This is a genomic window from Mycobacterium sp. 1245499.0 (assembly GCF_001673615.1).
Classification (GTDB): Bacteria; Actinomycetota; Actinomycetes; order Mycobacteriales; family Mycobacteriaceae; genus Mycobacterium; species Mycobacterium europaeum_A.
The window spans coordinates 1-17,330 of sequence record NZ_LZMG01000270.1 but is presented as its reverse complement, the minus strand read 5'-3'; the positions used below and the strand labels follow the sequence as shown (position 1 = coordinate 17,330).

Annotated in this window: 18 protein-coding genes and 1 pseudogene; 14 read left to right on the top strand and 5 right to left on the bottom strand. The window is 68.7% G+C overall.

The genetic code is table 11. The features are described 5' to 3' along the window. The first annotated feature begins 6 nt into the window (after nt 1-6). Nucleotides 7-606 (top strand): riboflavin synthase, encoded by a 600-nt coding sequence (locus A5646_RS15995; RefSeq protein WP_067022587.1) that lies wholly within the window; start codon nt 7-9, stop codon nt 604-606. Here A5646_RS15995 and A5646_RS15990 read toward each other — a convergent pair. Both A5646_RS15990 and A5646_RS15985 read right to left on the bottom strand, forming a co-directional pair. Then, a complete protein-coding gene (locus A5646_RS15990) occupies nt 569-1,519 on the bottom strand; it encodes a TIGR03619 family F420-dependent LLM class oxidoreductase (protein WP_231998345.1) in 951 nt (316 codons plus the stop codon). The two genes, A5646_RS15995 and A5646_RS15990, sit on opposite strands and share 38 nt — an antisense overlap. A gap of 42 nt (nt 1,520-1,561) precedes the next feature. Continuing rightward, nucleotides 1,562-2,185: an NADPH-dependent F420 reductase gene (locus tag A5646_RS15985; RefSeq protein ID WP_066879880.1), complete on the bottom strand. Its 624-nt coding sequence runs from the start codon at nt 2,183-2,185 to the stop codon at nt 1,562-1,564. A 99-nt stretch (nt 2,186-2,284) separates the two neighbouring features. Between A5646_RS15985 and A5646_RS15980 the strand changes: the two genes are divergently transcribed. Beyond that, a complete protein-coding gene (locus tag A5646_RS15980; RefSeq protein WP_066879892.1) occupies nt 2,285-2,767 on the top strand; it encodes a MarR family winged helix-turn-helix transcriptional regulator in 483 nt (160 codons plus the stop codon). A 73-nt stretch (nt 2,768-2,840) separates the two neighbouring features. Here A5646_RS15980 and A5646_RS28195 read toward each other — a convergent pair whose 3' ends face one another. Then, nucleotides 2,841-3,137, bottom strand: coding sequence for a hypothetical protein (locus A5646_RS28195; protein ID WP_231997730.1), 297 nt, complete (start codon nt 3,135-3,137; stop codon nt 2,841-2,843). Between the two features lie 636 nt (nt 3,138-3,773). Here A5646_RS28195 and A5646_RS15975 point away from each other — a divergent pair. The 4 genes from A5646_RS15975 to A5646_RS15960 are packed head-to-tail and all read left to right on the top strand — an operon-like array spanning nt 3,774 to nt 6,693. Beyond that, nucleotides 3,774-5,051 (top strand): bifunctional 3,4-dihydroxy-2-butanone-4-phosphate synthase/GTP cyclohydrolase II, encoded by a 1,278-nt coding sequence (locus tag A5646_RS15975; RefSeq protein WP_066860202.1) that lies wholly within the window; start codon nt 3,774-3,776, stop codon nt 5,049-5,051. Continuing rightward, complete coding sequence (gene ribH / locus A5646_RS15970) at nt 5,048-5,530, top strand: 6,7-dimethyl-8-ribityllumazine synthase (protein WP_066879897.1); 483 nt, start codon at nt 5,048-5,050, stop codon at nt 5,528-5,530. Before A5646_RS15975 ends, ribH begins: the two co-directional genes overlap by 4 nt. Beyond that, complete coding sequence (locus A5646_RS15965; protein ID WP_066879900.1) at nt 5,527-5,997, top strand: PH domain-containing protein; 471 nt, start codon at nt 5,527-5,529, stop codon at nt 5,995-5,997. Before ribH ends, A5646_RS15965 begins: the two co-directional genes overlap by 4 nt. A gap of 18 nt (nt 5,998-6,015) precedes the next feature. Next, nucleotides 6,016-6,693, top strand: a complete 678-nt coding sequence (locus A5646_RS15960; RefSeq protein WP_066879904.1) for a hypothetical protein — start codon at nt 6,016-6,018, stop codon at nt 6,691-6,693. 61 nt (nt 6,694-6,754) lie between these two features. On the opposite strand, the gene A5646_RS15955 is transcribed toward A5646_RS15960, so the two are convergent. Then, nucleotides 6,755-7,093: a hemophore-related protein gene (locus A5646_RS15955; protein ID WP_065074765.1), complete on the bottom strand. Its 339-nt coding sequence runs from the start codon at nt 7,091-7,093 to the stop codon at nt 6,755-6,757. Between the two features lie 104 nt (nt 7,094-7,197). Further along, nucleotides 7,198-7,521 carry a hypothetical protein gene (locus A5646_RS15950; protein ID WP_066879907.1) on the bottom strand — a complete coding sequence of 108 codons (324 nt, stop codon included), beginning with the start codon at nt 7,519-7,521 and terminating at the stop codon, nt 7,198-7,200. A gap of 27 nt (nt 7,522-7,548) precedes the next feature. Here A5646_RS15950 and uvrC point away from each other — a divergent pair, with 27 nt between their 5' ends. The 8 genes and pseudogenes from uvrC (at nt 7,549) to A5646_RS29960 (ending at nt 17,327) form a co-directional block, all read left to right on the top strand. After that, the gene (gene uvrC / locus A5646_RS15945; RefSeq protein WP_066860186.1) at nt 7,549-9,504 is read left to right on the top strand and encodes an excinuclease ABC subunit UvrC; all 1,956 of its coding nucleotides are present in this window, start codon (nt 7,549-7,551) and stop codon (nt 9,502-9,504) included. Then, a complete protein-coding gene (rapZ, locus tag A5646_RS15940; protein WP_066879909.1) occupies nt 9,501-10,421 on the top strand; it encodes an RNase adapter RapZ in 921 nt (306 codons plus the stop codon). Before uvrC ends, rapZ begins: the two co-directional genes overlap by 4 nt. A gap of 8 nt (nt 10,422-10,429) precedes the next feature. Beyond that, nucleotides 10,430-11,456, top strand: a pseudogene (yvcK, locus tag A5646_RS15935) (uridine diphosphate-N-acetylglucosamine-binding protein YvcK). Beyond that, nucleotides 11,453-12,430, top strand: a complete 978-nt coding sequence (gene whiA, locus A5646_RS15930; RefSeq protein ID WP_040631623.1) for a DNA-binding protein WhiA — start codon at nt 11,453-11,455, stop codon at nt 12,428-12,430. The pseudogene yvcK and the gene whiA overlap by 4 nt, the downstream one beginning before the upstream one ends. 836 nt (nt 12,431-13,266) lie before the next feature. Beyond that, entirely contained in the window at nt 13,267-14,520 is a 1,254-nt protein-coding gene (locus A5646_RS15925) for a PPE family protein (protein ID WP_066879912.1), read from the top strand. A gap of 12 nt (nt 14,521-14,532) precedes the next feature. Next, complete coding sequence (locus A5646_RS15920; protein ID WP_067022584.1) at nt 14,533-15,897, top strand: PPE family protein; 1,365 nt, start codon at nt 14,533-14,535, stop codon at nt 15,895-15,897. A gap of 78 nt (nt 15,898-15,975) precedes the next feature. After that, nucleotides 15,976-16,329 (top strand): DUF732 domain-containing protein, encoded by a 354-nt coding sequence (locus A5646_RS15915; protein WP_066865384.1) that lies wholly within the window; start codon nt 15,976-15,978, stop codon nt 16,327-16,329. Nucleotides 16,330-16,424: 95 nt separating this feature from the next. Further along, nucleotides 16,425-17,327 carry a PPE family protein gene (locus A5646_RS29960; RefSeq protein WP_369806953.1) on the top strand — a complete coding sequence of 301 codons (903 nt, stop codon included), beginning with the start codon at nt 16,425-16,427 and terminating at the stop codon, nt 17,325-17,327. Nucleotides 17,328-17,330: the final 3 nt, after the last annotated feature.

Below are 17,330 nucleotides of genomic sequence, written 5' to 3'. Positions count from 1 at the left end.
AGGGGGATGTTTACCGGGATTGTCGAGGAACTCGGCGAGGTGACGGCTCGCGACGTCCTTTCCGACGCGGCGCGGCTGACCATCCGCGGCGCGGTCGTGACCGCCGACGCGGGCCACGGCGACTCGATCGCCGTCAACGGCGTCTGCCTGACCGTCGCCGAGCTGTTGCCCGGCGGTCAGTTCACCGCCGACGTGATGGCCGAATCGCTCAACCGGTCCAACCTGGGCGAATTGCAGGTCGGCAGCCGGGTGAACCTGGAGCGCGCCGCGGCCGTCAACAGCCGGCTGGGCGGGCACATCGTGCAGGGCCACGTCGACGGGACCGGCCGGATCGTGGCGCGGACCCCGTCCGAGCACTGGGAAGTGGTGCGCATCGAGATGCCCGCCGCGGTGGCCCGCTACGTCGTGGAGAAGGGCTCGATCACGGTCGACGGGATTTCGCTGACGGTGTCCGGGCTGGGCAGCGAGCCGGGGGACTGGTTTGAGGTCTCGCTGATTCCCACCACCCGGGAACTGACCACGTTGGGCAGCGCGCCGGTGGGGACGCCGGTGAACCTGGAAGTCGACGTCATCGCGAAATACGTTGAGCGGTTGATGACCCGCTGACCGGAGTTGTCCCGCCGGCACCCTCTCCGGCCGACCACCGGGTGATCACCTGACCGGCGAAGTCGAGCATCCGGTCAAGGCTGGGGAACATCGCGAAGGCATCCACGATCGCCTCGTCGGCTCCGGAGGCTGCGAGGCGCTCGAGCTCGTCGACCACAGCGGCAACGGACGTGCCCGGCTCGAGGTTGATCCGCATGGCCGTCTTCAGCGCGTCCGGATCGCGGCCGGCGTCCCGGGCCGCACGGCGCGCGATCGACCACAGGTGATCGGTGACCTCGTCCTGCAGCCCCTCGACCCCGAGCCAGCCCGTGCCGCTGCGGCCGACCCGGCGCATGGCGGCCTCGCTGGCACCGCCGATCCAGATCGGCGGGCCGCCGGCCTGGACCGGGCGCAGGTCGGCGTGGACCGGCGGCAGCGTGAAGAACTCGCTGTCCCAGGACACCGTGGTGGTCGTCCACCACTCGCGCAGGAACGCCAGCAGGTCGTCGAGCATCCGGCCGCGCCGGTGCCAGTCCGCGCCGCGGGCGATGTCGTGTTCGTCCTTCATCCACCCGATCCCCACGCCGACGTCGAGGCGGCCGTCGCTGAGCACGTCGAGGGTGGTCAGCAGGCGGGCCAGGTGCACCGGCTCGTAGTAGAAGGTGCTGAGCGTGCTGGCGTTCAGCCGCACCCGGCTGGTCGCCGTCGCGGCGACCGTCCAGAGCAGCACCGGATCGAGGTAGCGCGTCATCTGCGGCGGGTAGGGCTGCTCTTTGCCCGGATAGGTGCTGCGCATATCGACCGGCGTGACCAGTCGATCGCCGACCCAGACGGTGTCGTAGCCAAGGTCCTCGAGGCCACGGCAGAACGCGCTCAGACCGGCCGCGCTGCTGATAGCGGGCCCGACGATGGGCAGTGCGAAGCCAAGCTTCATCGGATCATCCTTTCGATGATGTATCAACCATTACTGGGGCGCTCAGCCGGGAACCGTGGCGCCGAGGGCGAAGTTGAAATTTCCGACCCCGTGGCGGGCCAGGCCCATCATGACCAGGCCCGTTCCTTCCAGCCAGTGCGCCATGTTCAGGCCGCCGACGTCGAGCGGGCGCAGCCCGAGGCTCTCGATGAACTCCGCCACCCGCGCCTTGGCGGGCGCGTCGTCGCCGGCGATGAACACGTCGAGCGGTCGACCCTGGGCCAGGACAACGCCGAAGACGGTGTTGAACGCCTTCACCACGCCGGCGCCGGCCGGGGCCGCCTTGGCGACTTGCTGTGCGACCGAGGTGCCATCGGGAATGGCCAGTCCGTCGGCCGCGGGGTTGAAGGGATTGCTGATGTCGACGATGACCTTGCCCACGAGGGCGTCTCCGTACTGCTCGACGACCGGAACGACGTCGGCGTACAACACCGAAACGATGACGATGTCGCCGGCCGGAACGGCGCCGAACTCTCCGGTCGTGGCGCCGCCCCCGAGGGCCTTGGCCAGGTCGGCCGCCTTGGACTCGTCGCGGCCGATGATCTCGACGCTATTGCCGCCCGCTACCGCCAGCGCGCCGATGGCGCGGGCCATGTTCCCGGTGCCGATGATGCTGATGCCGCTCATGAGGTGTCCCGTCCTGACTTCCGAGAAAAAAGGTTGACTCGTCCACCTTATGGGGATTTTGATGACGCGTCAACCAAATGGCGGTAGCATGGGGAACCGATGGAACCGAACTGGCTGAATCCCCGCGAAGACCGCGCCTGGCGGGCCTTCCAGCACGCGAATCATCAGCTCAGCGTGCACCTGAACCGGGGCCTGCAGGAATCGGGCTTGTCCGGCGCCGACTACCAGATCTTGGCGGTGCTCTCCGAGCACGACGGGGACCGCCTCCCCGCCCACGAGCTATGCAACACGCTGGGCTGGGAAAAGAGCCGTGTCTCCCATCAGGTGCGCCGCATGGAGCAGGACGGGCTGATCAGCCGGGAGCCCAACCCGGACGACGCCCGCAGCACCATGGTCTGCCTGCTGCCGGCCGGCCGCGCCGCCATCGAGAAGGCGGCGCCCAAGCACGTGGCGGATGTCCGCCGGAACTTCATCGACCTACTCAGCCCAGCCGAGCTCGACATGCTCGCCGCCCTCAACGAACGGGTCTTGCGCCACCTGGCCGAAGACGGCGACCCCTCGGCCGAAGCCGCGCCGTCATGACGACAGGCCGCTAGTCGCGGCGTCACGCGCCGCGGCAGCGGCCTGCCTTTGGATCAGCTGGTTGCTCGGCTGATTACACCGGACGCCAGATGGGGCCTTCCCAGTAACCCCAATGGTTCATGCCGGGATCCCAGACGATCTGGGCCCACGGCGCCCACGGTGGCGGCGGGGGCGGCGGTCCCGCCCACGGCGGAGCCCCGTAGCCGGCCGGGCCGCCATAGTTGTCGTCCCAGTCACGGCAGTTGTTCCAGTTCTGGTAAGGGCCCCAGCCCGGGTCCCACTGCTCGCCCGGGCACCAGTGGTGGTGATCCATGGGCGGCGGAGGAGGCGCCGCCGCGGCGGTGCCCGTGGCCAGTCCGAGTGCGGACATAGCCAAGCCGCCGGCAGCGAGCGCGCCGGTGCACAGCCGGGCCCACGGTCGTGTTTGTGTGTTGGTATTCATGGGGCAGTATTTACCCGCGATAATGCGGGCGAAACCCGGCTTTGTCGTTTGCTCATGTCAAATTTTGAGCACAGCCAACGCATATCTGGCGCAAAGGGTTTCGGTGTATAGGAGCTTTTCATCGGGTTATTTTTGGCACCAGGTGACGATATCGCGGGTCGGGCACACCATTTTGCCGGCCGCTTCCCTGTTTGCGGAAGGGCCCTCTCCTTCGCATCACGCAGTTATCATTCCGGCGACGAATATCGCGGCGGCACCGACGGCCAAGGGCGGCGAAAACTGTGATCCCGGCAACGATTACCAGGGTGCCGAGGCCCGCTCTGGCCCCGAGAGGCCGCGGGGATCCGTGGCGCCGAGATACGTGCGCGCTCATCGCAAGTGGTCAGGCGGTCGTGCCGCCGGCGCGCCCGGCGGTGCGGCGCGATCCGAGGCCGTCCCGCTGATCAAACCGCGGCAATAACCGCGCGGTCGCCGTGGTTCATACTGAATGCAACACGTGGGCTTCTCGTGTGAGCCGTTTCGACAGTGTTCCCGCCGGGCAGCGGGGACGGCGAGGTAGCAAAGATGACGAGGTTGGACTCCGTCGAAAGGGCGGTTGCCGACATTGCGGCCGGCAAGGCCGTCATCGTCATCGACGACGAGGACCGGGAGAACGAGGGCGATCTGATCTTCGCCGCCGAGAAGGCGACGCCGGAGATGGTGGCCTTCATGGTGCGCTACACCTCCGGATACCTCTGTGTGCCGCTGGACGGCGAGATCTGCGACCGGCTGGGGTTGCTGCCGATGTACGCGGTGAACCAGGACAAGCACGGCACCGCCTACACCGTCACGGTCGACGCCAGACGGGGTGTGGGCACCGGGATTTCGGCCTCGGACCGGGCCACCACGATGCGGCTGCTCGCCGATCCCACCAGCGTCGCCGACGATTTCACCCGGCCTGGTCACGTTGTTCCGTTGCGCGCCAAGGACGGTGGCGTATTGCGCCGCCCAGGTCACACCGAGGCCGCCGTCGACCTGGCCCGGCTGGCCGGGCTCCAGCCCGCCGGCGCCATCTGCGAGATCGTCAGCCAGAAGGACGAAGGCTCGATGGCGCAGACCGACGAACTGCGGGTCTTCGCCGACGAACACGACCTCGCCATGATCACCATCGCCGACCTGATCGAGTGGCGACGCAAACACGAGAAGCACATCGCCCGGATCGCCGAGGCCCGGATACCGACCCGGCACGGCGAGTTTCGCGCCATCGGCTACGCCAGCATCTATGAAGAGGTCGAACACGTCGCGCTGGTGCGCGGGGACATCTCGGGCCCGAACTCCGACGGTGACGACGTGCTGGTGCGGGTGCACTCCGAATGCCTGACCGGTGACGTGTTCGGTTCGCGCCGCTGCGATTGCGGGCCGCAGCTGGACGCCGCGATGGCCATGGTCGCCCGCGAGGGACGCGGCATCGTGTTGTACATGCGCGGCCACGAGGGGCGCGGCATCGGGCTGATGCACAAGCTGCAGGCCTATCAGCTGCAAGACGCCGGTGAAGACACCGTCGACGCCAACCTCAAGCTCGGATTGCCGGCCGACGCAAGGGATTACGGGATCGGCGCGCAGATCCTGGTGGATCTCGGGGTGCGCTCGATGCGGCTGCTGACCAACAACCCGGCCAAGCGGGTCGGGCTGGACGGGTACGGCCTGCACATCATCGAGCGGGTGCCGCTGCCGGTGCGCGCCAACGCGGAGAACATCCGCTACCTGATGACCAAACGGGACAAGATGGGCCATGACCTGGCCGGACTGGATGACTTTCACGAATCCGTCCATCTGCCAGGCGAATTCGGCGGTGCTCTGTGAGCCCTGCCGAGGGTGTGCCGGAGGTTGCGCCGCTCGATGCGTCCGGCCTGCGCCTGGCCCTGGTTGCGAGCACCTGGCATAGCGAGATCTGCGACGCGCTGCTTGAGGGTGCCCGCAAGGTGGCCTCCGAATCGGGTATCGACGACCCGACGGTGGTCCGGGTGATCGGCGCGATCGAGATCCCGGTGGTCGCACAGGAACTCGCCCGCAATCACGATGCCGTCGTCGCGCTGGGCGTCGTGATCCGCGGGCAGACACCGCATTTCGAGTACGTCTGCGATGCGGTGACCCAGGGGCTGACCCGAGTGTCGTTGGACACTTCCACGCCGGTGGCCAACGGTGTGCTCACCACCGACACCGAGCAGCAGGCCCTGGACCGGGCCGGCCTTCCGGAGTCGGCCGAGGACAAAGGGGCCCAAGCCACGCTGGCGGCCCTGACCACCGCGCTGACCCTGCGTGAGTTGCGCTCTCGGTCGTGACGTCGCCTCCGGACCGCGAGACCTGGGATGCGGTGCTGCGTCCCCACCGCACACCGTTATTCGCCTACGGGGCGGCGTTCGTGATCGCCGCGGCGCACATCGCGGTGGGCGTGCTGCTCAAGGTGGGGTCCACCGGGGTGGTCTTTCAGACCTCGGACCAGGTGGCGATCGCGGTGCTCGGTCTGGTCATCGCCGGCATTGTGTTGTTGTTCGCCCGCCCACGGCTGCGTATCGGGCCGGCCGGCGTCTCGGTTCGAAACCTGTTGGGCGACAAGCTGATCGAATGGCCGGACGTTGCCGGGGTGTCGTTTCCGGTGGGTCACCGTTGGGCGCGCGTCGACCTGCCCGACGACGAGTACATTCCGGTGATGGCCATCCAGGCCGTCGACAAGGGCCGGGCGGTGGCCGCCATGGACACCGTGCGCTCGCTGCTGGCACGCTATCGACCGGACCTGCAGACACACTGAGCGCTGTACCATCAGCCGATGGCACTCCAGGCACGGGTGGCCGCGGTCCTCGCAGTTGCCCTGCTGACGCTCAGCGGATGCAGCGTGGTGGTGGGGGGACGGGCCGTCCGGGCGTCCGGCCAGCCCGCGGCAACGCCGACCACGACGGTCCAACGCCCGCCGGCGCATGCCCAAGACCTGCTGCTGCACAGTGGCGATGACACGCCGCTCGGCGCGGCCAGCGCGATCCCGGTGGGCGACAACTACTTCACCAGCGCCCGGCCACCGGACTGCTCGGCCGCGCTGCTGTTCGAGGGCTCGCCGCTGCGACCCGCCGGCGCCTCGGACCACGCCGAATCGGCGTACCAGTTCAGCGATCAGGCGACGTACGCCGAGTCGGTCGACATCTACGACAACGCGCTCGACCCCCGACACGAGGTGGTGAGTGATTTCGTCTCCGTCGCCCAGTGCCGGCACGACGCCGTGGGCATCTCGCCGTACGGCCAGGCGACGCCGATGCGGCTGAGCGGGTTCGCCACCCCATCCGAAGGCGTCCTGGTGTGGACGATGAACCAGCCGGCCTGGACCTGCGATTACGGGTTGGCCGTGCTGCCGCACGTGGCCCTGCTGCTGTCGGCCTGCAACAACGCCCCTGGATTCCCCATGGCGGATTGGGCGGCGAAACGCCGGGCACAGGTCGACGGGCGCACCGCTTAGCCGCGGCGGCCCGCCGCCTGGTGATTTAGCGCTGTGGTCGGGAAGCCCGAGCCGGAGGCACTCAGTACCGAGTGCAGTCCGTCATCATTTGCTGGAAAATGGGCAGGGCCTGCTGGGCCCCCTGGTTGTGCTCGATCGCGTGCAGCAGGTTCACCCGTTGATCCGGCGACGACGCCAGGTACTGCTGCAAGAACTGCTGGTTGGGCGGCGACTGGTCGAGGTACTGGGCGGCCATCGGGTTCTCCGCATGCACGGCCCGCATCGCCTGGTCGTAGCTACAGGTGGTGTGGATCATCGGACCGTAATCGGGATCGGCCGATGCGACCCCGGCACCAGCGGTCGACGCCAATGCCAGACCGCCCACCGTGACGGCCAGTTTGGCCAACGAGCGCTTCATCATTTACGGACTCCCTCCATTGCTCTGCCCCCACTCTAACGTTGAGCTAGAAGCTTGGTAGCCAGAACGGAAGCCGTCCAAACCGCCGCGACCGCCCGCGGGGCCCGTCACGGGTCGTCTACCTGCGCGGTTGATCCTTCTTCGGTTGGGTGGCTCCAGCTGCTCGGCAACAGCGGCAGGCCCGGGTCGGCGTCCGGCGCCGCGCCGCCGAGCGTGGTCAGGCCGGCGGGGGCGGCGTCGGCGTGCCGGGCGGTGCCGGCGAACCCGATGGGCCCCGCGCCCCGCGCCGAGGCCGTCGTCGCGGCGACGCCGGGATCGTCCGCGACCGAACCGGGGTCCAGGTACTCGTAGCGGTAGCCGGGGTCGATCAGACCCGGCCGGGGACGCCTGCGGCGCCGGGCCTGCTCCCGCCGGGCGGAGGCGCTCGGCACCGCGCGGCCGGCTACTAGCCTGGATCTGTGCCCGATCCCGCCACCTACCGCCCCGCGCCCGGGTCCATCCCGGTCGAGCCCGGCGTCTACCGATTCCGGGATACCTACGGGCGAGTCATCTACGTCGGCAAGGCCAAGAGCCTGCGCAGCCGGCTGACGTCATACTTCGCCGACATCGCCAGCCTGCATCCACGCACCCGGCAGATGGTGACCACCGCGGCCAAGGTCGAGTGGACGGTGGTCAACACCGAAGTCGAGGCGCTGCAACTCGAATACAACTGGATCAAGGAGTTCGACCCGCGGTTCAACGTCCGCTATCGCGACGACAAAACCTATCCGGTGCTGGCGGTCACCCTCAACGAGGAGTTCCCCCGGCTGATGGTCTACCGCGGCCCCCGCCGCAAGGGGGTGCGCTACTTCGGGCCGTACTCGCACGCGTGGGCCATCCGGGAGACGCTGGACCTGCTCACCCGGGTGTTTCCGGCCCGCACCTGCTCGGCGGGAGTGTTCAAGCGGCACAAGCAGATCGATCGTCCTTGCCTGCTCGGCTACATCGACAAGTGCTCGGCACCGTGCATCGGCAGGGTCAGCGCGGAGCAGCACCGCCAGATCGTGGACGACTTCTGCGACTTCCTGTCCGGCAAGACCGACCGGTTCGCCCGGGAGCTGGAACAGCAGATGAACGCCGCGGCCGAGCGGCTCGATTTCGAGCGGGCCGCGCGGTTGCGTGACGACCTGGGCGCGGTGAAGCGGGCGATGGAAAAGCAGGCCGTGGTCCTCGGCGACGGCACCGACGCCGACGTGGTGGCGTTCGCCGACGACGAGCTGGAGGCCGCGGTGCAGGTGTTCCACGTCCGCGGCGGCCGGGTCCGCGGCCAGCGCGGCTGGATCGTCGAAAAGTCCGCCGACCCCGGCGATTCCGGCGAGGAACAGCTGGTCGAGCAGTTCCTGACCCAGTTTTACGGCGAGCAGGCCGAATTGGGCGGCGCCGCAGACGAATCCGTGAACCCGGTGCCGCGGGAGGTGCTGGTGCCCTGCCTGCCGTCCAACACCGACGAGCTGACCAGTTGGCTGTCCGGCCTGCGCGGATCCCGGGTGGTGCTGCGGGTGCCGCAGCGCGGCGACAAACGCGCGCTGGCCGAAACCGTGCAGCGCAACGCGAAAGAGGCGCTGCAGCAACACAAGCTGCGGCGCGCCGGCGACTTCAACGCCAGATCCGCTGCGCTGCAGAACATCCAGGAGGCCCTCGGCTTGTCCGAGGCGCCGCTGCGCATCGAATGTGTGGACATCAGCCACGTCCAGGGCACCGACGTGGTGGGCTCGCTGGTGGTGTTCGAGGACGGTCTGCCGCGCAAATCGGACTACCGGCACTTCGGGATCCGGGAAGCCGCCGGGCAGGGCCGCTCCGACGACGTCGCCTCCATCGCCGAGGTGACCCGGCGTCGCTTCGCCCGTCACCTGAGCGAGCAGAACGATCCGAATATGCTTTCCGCGGAAGGAAAGTCGCGCCGTTTCGCCTACCCCCCGAATTTGTACGTCGTCGACGGCGGTGCCCCGCAGGTCAACGCGGCCAGCGCGGTGCTCGAGGAACTCGGCATCACCGACGTCGCGGTGATCGGCCTGGCCAAGCGGCTGGAAGAGGTGTGGGTGCCCTCGGAGCCCGACCCGGTCATCATGCCGCGCAACAGCGAGGGGCTGTATCTGCTGCAACGCGTCCGTGACGAGGCGCACCGGTTCGCGATCGCCTACCATCGCAGCAAGCGATCCAAACGAATGACGGCATCGGTGCTGGATTCGGTGCCAGGATTGGGAGAACATCGCCGAAAGGCGTTGGTAAGCCATTTCGGATCGATAGCCCGCCTCAAGGAGGCCACCGTCGACCAGATCACCGCCGTTCCCGGCATCGGTGTGGCGACCGCCACCGCCGTCCTGGAGGCGCTGCGGCCCCAGCAGTCCCCCGATGAGTCCAGGGCGGCCCAATGACGGGCCCGGGCGAGTTCGCGGGCGGCCCCTCGGTGGACGCCCCGGCCGGTATCGACGTCGTGCTGGTGACCGGGTTATCCGGGGCCGGGCGGGGTACCGCGGCCAAGGTGCTCGAGGACCTCGGCTGGTATGTGGCCGACAACCTGCCCCCGCAACTGATCACCCGGATGGTCGATTTCGGTCTGGCGGCCGGCTCGCGGATCACCCAGCTGGCGGTGGTGATGGACGTGCGGTCGCGCGGCTTCACCGGCGACCTGGACTCGGTGCGCACTGAGCTGGCCACCCGAAACATCGCCCCGCGCGTGGTGTTCATGGAAGCATCGGACGACATGCTGGTGCGCCGCTACGAGCAGAATCGCCGCAGCCATCCGCTGCAGGGCGATCAGACCCTGGCCGAGGGCATCGCCGCCGAGCGCCGCATGCTGGCCTCGGTTCGCGCCACCGCCGACTTGATCATCGACACCTCGACGCTGTCGGTGCGCGGCTTGCGCGAGACCATCGAGCGGGCGTTCGGCGGCGCCGCCAGCGCCACCACCAGCGTCACGGTCGAATCGTTCGGCTTCAAATACGGCCTGCCAATGGACGCCGACATGGTCATGGACGTCCGGTTCCTGCCGAACCCGCACTGGGTCGACGAATTGCGGCCCCGCACCGGGCAGGACCCCGCGGTGCGCGATTACGTATTGAGCCAGCCGGGCGCGGCCGAGTTCCTCGACGCCTACCATCGATTGCTATCTCTGGTCGTCGACGGCTACCGCCGGGAGGGCAAGCGCTATATGACGGTCGCGATCGGCTGCACCGGCGGCAAGCATCGCAGCGTCGCGATCGCCGAGGCGCTGGTGCAGTTGCTCAAGGCCCAGAAGGGCGAAGCCCAACTGTCGGTGCGGGTGCTGCATCGGGATCTGGGCCGCGAATGACCGAGCCGATGAACCGGGGCATCGTCGCGATGGGCGGTGGACACGGCCTGTACGCGACGCTGTCGGCGGCCCGCCGGCTCACGCCCTACGTGACCGCGGTGGTGACCGTCGCCGACGATGGTGGTTCTTCCGGGCGGCTGCGCAGCGAACTGGATGTGGTGCCCCCGGGTGATTTGCGAATGGCGTTGGCGGCCTTGGCATCTGACAGCCCGCACGGGCGACTGTGGGCGACCATCCTGCAGCACCGGTTCGGGGGCAGCGGGGCGCTGGCCGGGCATCCGATCGGCAACCTGATGCTGGCCGGGCTGTCCGAGGTGCTGGCCGACCCGGTGGCCGCCCTCGACGAGCTGGGGCGCATCCTCGGCGTCAAGGGCAGGGTGCTGCCGATGTGCCCGATCGCGCTGCAGATCGAGGCCGACGTCTCCGGGCTGGAAAGCGACCCGCGGATGTTCCGGCTGATCCGCGGTCAGGTGGCGATCGCGACCACGCCGGGCAAGGTGCGCCGCGTGCGGCTGTTGCCGGACAACCCGCCGGCGACGCGGCAGGCCGTCGACGCGATCATGGCCGCCGATCTGGTTGTGCTGGGCCCGGGGTCGTGGTTCACCAGCGTGATCCCGCACGTGCTGGTGCCCGGACTGGCGGCGGCGCTGCGGGCGACCACCGCGCGGCGCGCCCTGGTGCTCAATCTGGTGGCCGAACCGGGGGAGACGGCGGGGTTCTCCGTCGAGCGTCACCTGCACGTGCTGGCCCAGCATGCACCGGGATTCACCGTGCACGACATCATCATCGACGCCGAACGGGTGCCCAGCGAGCGGGAGCGCGAGCAATTGCGCCGCACCGCCACACTGCTTTCGGCCGAGGTCCACTTCGCCGATGTGGCCAGACCTGGTACACCTTTACATGATCCAGGCAAGCTCGCGGCGGCCCTGGACGGGGTCCGGGCGGCCCACAAGGCTCCGGGAGCGTCTTCGGTCACGGCCACCGCGGATATTCGGGTCGACGGTGCAAGTGAGGGGTGACGACGCGTGGCGATGACGACCGAAGTCAAGGACGAACTGAGCCGCCTCATTGTGAAATCGGTCAGCGCCCGCCGCGCGGAGGTCACGTCCCTGCTGCGGTTCGCCGGTGGACTGCATATCGTCGGCGGCCGCGTTGTCGTCGAAGCCGAGGTGGACCTGGGCAACGTCGCGCGGCGCTTGCGCAAGGACATTTTCGAACTCTACGGATACAACGCCGTCGTGCATGTGTTGTCCGCCAGTGGAATTCGCAAGAGCACCCGGTACGTGTTGCGGGTCGCCAATGACGGCGAGGCGCTGGCCCGCCAGACCGGTCTGCTCGACAATCGCGGCCGCCCGGTGCGCGGGCTGCCGGCCCAGGTGGTGGGTGGCAGCGTCGGCGACGCGGAAGCCGCCTGGCGCGGGGCGTTCCTGGCGCACGGTTCGCTGACCGAGCCGGGGCGGTCCTCGGCGCTGGAAGTCAGTTGCCCCGGTCCGGAAGCCGCGCTGGCGTTGGTGGGTGCCGCGCGACGGCTCGGTGTCAGCGCGAAGGCCCGCGAGGTGCGCGGCGCCGACCGGGTGGTGGTGCGCGACGGCGAGGCGATCGGCGCGTTGCTGACCCGGATGGGCGCCCAGGACACCCGGCTGGTGTGGGAGGAGCGCCGGATGCGGCGCGAGGTCCGGGCCACGGCCAACCGGCTCGCCAACTTCGACGACGCCAACCTGCGCCGGTCGGCGCGGGCGGCGGTGGCGGCCGCGGCCCGGGTGGAGCGGGCGCTGGAAATCTTGGGCGACACCGTCCCCGACCATTTGGCCTCGGCCGGCAAGCTGCGCGTCGAGCACCGGCAGGCATCGCTGGAGGAGCTGGGCCGGCTCGCGGACCCGCCGATGACGAAAGACGCTGTGGCGGGCCGAATTCGGCGGCTGCTGTCGATGGCCGACCGCAAGGCGAAGGTCGAGGGCATTCCCGACACCGAGTCGGCGGTGACGCCGGATCTCCTCGAGGACGCTTAGGCCGGTGCCGATGCACACCGAAAGCGCGTCGTAGCGCGACCCGTCCTGGCAAAGTCGCGGGCGCGGCGCGGAGCCGTCGCGGTACCTCGGCCCGCAATGTCGGATCGGTCGGCAGTGACGATGGGCCTGCGCTGCGGACACGCCATCGTGACTCACCCGCCGCCCCCTGCCGCGGCGAATTCTATGAATTGAATGATTTGTATAAGTTGGATATGAGCCGGCGCTTTCGATAGCGTTCTTCTGGACGAATTCCGGGACCGAAATAGCGGTTGGGTCCGGTCAAGCGCTGATTGGTCGCGCTGCTCGTGTGTAGCAAATTCATAGAGATCGCATAATTTCTTTGAAAGCGCTATGAGTCCCGGGCGTATCGGCCGCACCGCCCCGAATATGTGCTCCACCACCTATTTCTCAGTGACTCCGTGCTTGCGGCCTCGTGCTGAGGGTCGCGCGGCGCGCCGCCGCGCAGTCCCTGTGGCTAAGGAATCCTGCGGCCAACGCAATTTGTGATACCGAGATTTTTATTCACCAATAGCCGCCCGGGGAACACGCCTTTCGGCTTTTCACCATCTATTCACCGGCTCGCCGTGCCGCATTTGCACGAGGTAGAGGGGTTTATCGGCGGCGCGCTTGCCAAACCGCCGACTCCCGGCGCTCGCAGCCCCGCGCGGCGGCACCGGCGAGCCCGGCCGAGCTTGGCGAAGGGCGATTTCGTAACCCCTGGCTAGTGTCTCGTCTACAAGACGACATGCCCGCCGCCCAGCAAACTCATAGCCGATGTGCTGGCGGCGGTACGGACTGGGCCGGCGGTGGCGACACGGCCGGAGGCGGAGGAATGCATGGATTTCGGGTCGTTACCGCCGGAGATCAACTCCGGCAGGATCTACTCAGGGCCGGGGTCGGCGCCGTTACTGGCAGCCGCGGCGGCCTGGAACGGGTTGGCAGCCGAATTGCATTCGGCCGCAGCGTCGTACGGTTCGGCAATCGCGGAGCTGCGCACCTCCTGGCACGGGCCTTCGTCGACGGCGATGGCCGGCGCGGCGGCACCCTTCATCGCGTGGCTCGACGGCACCGCGGTGCAGGCCGAGCAGACCGCCGCCCAAGCCACGGCGGCAGCGGCGGCTTATGAGGCCGTCTTCGCGGCCACGGTCCCGCCGCCGGTGATCGTGGCCAACCGGGCATTGTTGGCGTCGTTGATCGCGACCAACGTGCTGGGCCAGAACACTGCGGCGATCGCGGCCACGGAGGCCCAGTACGCCGAGATGTGGGCCCAGGACGCCGCCGCGATGTACGCCTATGCCGGCGCGTCGGCGGTCGCGACCCGGCTCAGCCCGTTCGGCGCGCCACCGACGACCGCCGACGCCAACGCGGAGGCCGACCAGTCGGCCGCGGTCACCTCCGCGCTGCAGTCGTCGACCGCCTCCGGCGTGGAATCGGCACTGTCAGAAGCGGTTTCGCAGGCTCCGGTCGCGGCGCAGGTGAACGCGACCGCGGTAACGGCGGCGGCTCAACTCCCGCTGAGCCTGACGGACATCACCGGGATTCTGAAGACCTTCAACAGCGTCATGGGCACCATCTCCGGGCCGTACACGCCGCTCGGCGTGGCGAACCTGGCGAAGAACTGGTACCAGATCGCCCTCAGCATCCCGAGCGTCGGGACGGGCATCCAAGGAATCGGACCCCTCTTGCACCCCAAAGCGCTCAGCGGGGTCTTGGCGCCGCTGCTGCGCAGCGATCTCCTGACGGGCTCGACCGCGCTGTCGAGTGCGGGCACGGTTTCGGCGTCCGCGGGCCGCGCCGGCTTGGTCGGATCGTTGTCGGTGCCGGCGAACTGGGCCTCGGCGGTCCCGGCGGTCCGGACGGTGGCCGCCGAGCTGCCGGAGACCATCCTGGACGCCGCCCCCGCGATGGCCGTCAACGGTCAACAGGGCATGTTCGGCCCGACTGCCCTGTCGAGCCTGGCCGGACGCGCCGTCGGCGGGACCGCGACCCGCGCCGTCGCCGGGTCAACCGTTCGCGTGCCCGGTGCCGTGGCGGTCGACGACATCGCGACCACGTCCACCGTCATTGTGATTCCGCCGAACGCGAAATAGGAAGGTGCGGCAATGGTTTTCAGCGATTTCGCAACGCTGCCACCGGAGGTCATCTCCACCCAGATCTATGTCGGCCCGGGCGCCGGGCCGCTGCTGGCCGCCGCGGCGGCATGGGACGGGCTGGCCGCCGAATTGCACGGCACCGCGGCTTCCTACGCATCGGTGATCTCGGAACTGGTCGGCGAATCGTGGCAGGGCTCATCGTCGGAGTCCATGGCCGCCGCGGCGGCGCCCTACGTGGCGTGGATATCGACCACGGCAGGCCTGGCCGAGCAGACTGCCGCTCAGGCCCGGGCCGCGGCCGCCGCCTACGAGGCGGCATTGGCGGCCACGGTGCCGCCGGCGGCTGTGGCGGCGAACCGCAGCCTGCTCGCCACACTGTTGCAGACCAACATCTTGGGGCAGAACGATGCGGCGATCGCGGCGACCGAGGACGAGTACGGCCAGATGTGGGCCCAAGATGTCGCCGCCATGTTCAGTTATGCCGCCGCGTCGGAATCGGCCGGTGAGCTGACGCCGTTCGAGCAGGCGCCGGCCACCACCAACGACGCCGGACCGGCGACCCAGGCGGCCGCCGCGGCCGCGGCGGAGTCGACGTCGCTGTCGTCCTGGTTGAAGGAGATCGAGGCCTACATCACCTCGCTCACCGGTCAATACACCCAGTTCTGGCAGAACTTGATCGGGGGCGCCACGGGGAGCACGGAGATAGCACCGTTCTGGGAGACGCTGTATTCGAGCATTTCGCAGATCGGCACTCAGGCGACGTGGACCAACGTCGTCAATGCCACCATCAGCCTTGGTGTCTCGCAGTGGAAGAACTTCTTCATCTATGCGCCGTGGAGCGCCGCGATGGCCAAATCGTCGCTGGGCGCCGGGCTGGCGTCGCCCGGCCACATCGCCGCCGGCATCGCGGCAAAGCCCGTATCGGCGGTGCTGGGTAACGCGCCAACAGTGGGCAAGCTGTCGGTGCCGGCTAGCTGGGCGACGGCCGCCCCGGCGATCAGGCTGGCCTCCACCGCGCTACCGGGCACCAGCCTGGCCGCGGCCGCGGCGACGGATTTGTCGGGCCTGGTGAACGAGGCGACCCTGGGCAGTCTGGCGGGCGGCGCGCTGGGCAGCCCGGCATCGCGTGTCGTCAGCACCACGGGCATCCAGGCCCGCGCGATCACCGGCGAGCGCCGGCAGGGACCGGTCAAGCTCGACCGCATCATCGCCCAACTGCAGGAGATGCCCGACCAGGTGCAGCACTGGAACGTCGACGAGGCCGGCCTCGACGACCTGGTCGCCAAGCTCAGGACAACGCCGGGCGTGCACGCCGTGCACGTGACCGACGGAGAGGAAGTCGCGGTCGGATCCCCCGAATCGAAACTGGGGTAGCGCCTTGCGGTGCAACAGATTTCGTCTCAGTGGACCGGATCAACCGGGAAACCGCCATAGGGCCTCGAAGGAGGATGCATGAAACTGCTGCTAGCGCTTCTCGGTGTATCGCTGGGCATCGTCACCGCGGTACCCGCACACGCCGTCCCGGGAGAGGACGAGGCGGCCGCCGACGAGAACAACGAGGTCTTCATCGCCGATCTCCACAAGGTGGGGATCAGTTTTGCGAATCCGGACCAAGCCGTTGCCGCCGGAAAAGCGGTGTGCGGATTGATCTCTCGTGGCGTCTCCGGTCTTCAGCTCCTCAACGACCTGCGGGACAACAACCCCGCGCTGAGCACCAACGGCGCCGCCCAGTTCGCGACGATATCGGCGAAGTCGTACTGCCCACGTCAACTCGAGTCCGCCGAAGGCGGTAAGGGCAGCGGCTGACCGCCAACACCAACTGCCGCCGCATATCCATCACCCCCGAAGAGAAAAGCCTGATGTTGCAGCACCATTCGCCCGCCATTGAGCTGGGGCCAGTGATGGATTTCGGTGCCCTTCCGCCGGAAAGCAATTCGGGGCGGATGCATTCGGGCCCCGGCGCCGGATCAATGATGGACGCCGCCAAGGCCTGGGGCGTGCTGGGCGCCCAACTCGCTGACATGGCGCTGACCTACCGGGCGGTGATCGCCGAGCTGGAACCGGGAGGGCAGAGCGCGTCGACTACGCCGATCACCCAAGCCGTCGCACCCTATCTGGCGTGGCTCGACGCCACCGCCGCGCAGGCCCGGCAGACGGCCAGTCAGGCCACCGCGGCCGCGGCCGCCTACGGCTTGGCGCTTGCGGCGGTGGTGTCGCCCCATGCGATCGACGCCAACCGGTTGCGGCGGATTTCGCTGGCCGCGGCGAACTGTCTGGGCCAGCTCAGTCCGGCGGTCGCCGACGCCGACGCCGACTACGAACGGATGTGGGCGCAGGATGCCGCGGCCATGTATGCCTACGCCCGCGCGTCGGCCGGCGTCTGGAAGCTGACACCGTTCGATTCGCCGCCGCCCGCCGCCGACCCCGGCGAGCACATGACCGCGGCCCTGCACAGCGCGGCGGCCTTGTTGAGGGAACTCAGGTGTTTGAGCGCGAAGTCGACCGGTGCCGACAACGAGCTCAACTTGGACAGCGGCGCCGTTGCCGACAACAGGGACGTATCAAAGGTGGCCAGCGGCGAGGTGGACAGCGCGCCCAGCGCTTCGGAGATGGTTGAGATCACTTGTCGGCCAGTCGTTATGACCTCCGGTGCGACGGTCAGGGTCCAGTTGCGAGACGGCGGGGTGACCCCCACGGGCTCGCCGGGGTCGGCGGCGGGCGGCGGCGAATCGAACGGATGTGGGCGCAGGATGCCGCGGCCATGTATGCCTACGCCCGCGCGTCGGCCGGCGTCTGGAAGCTGACAC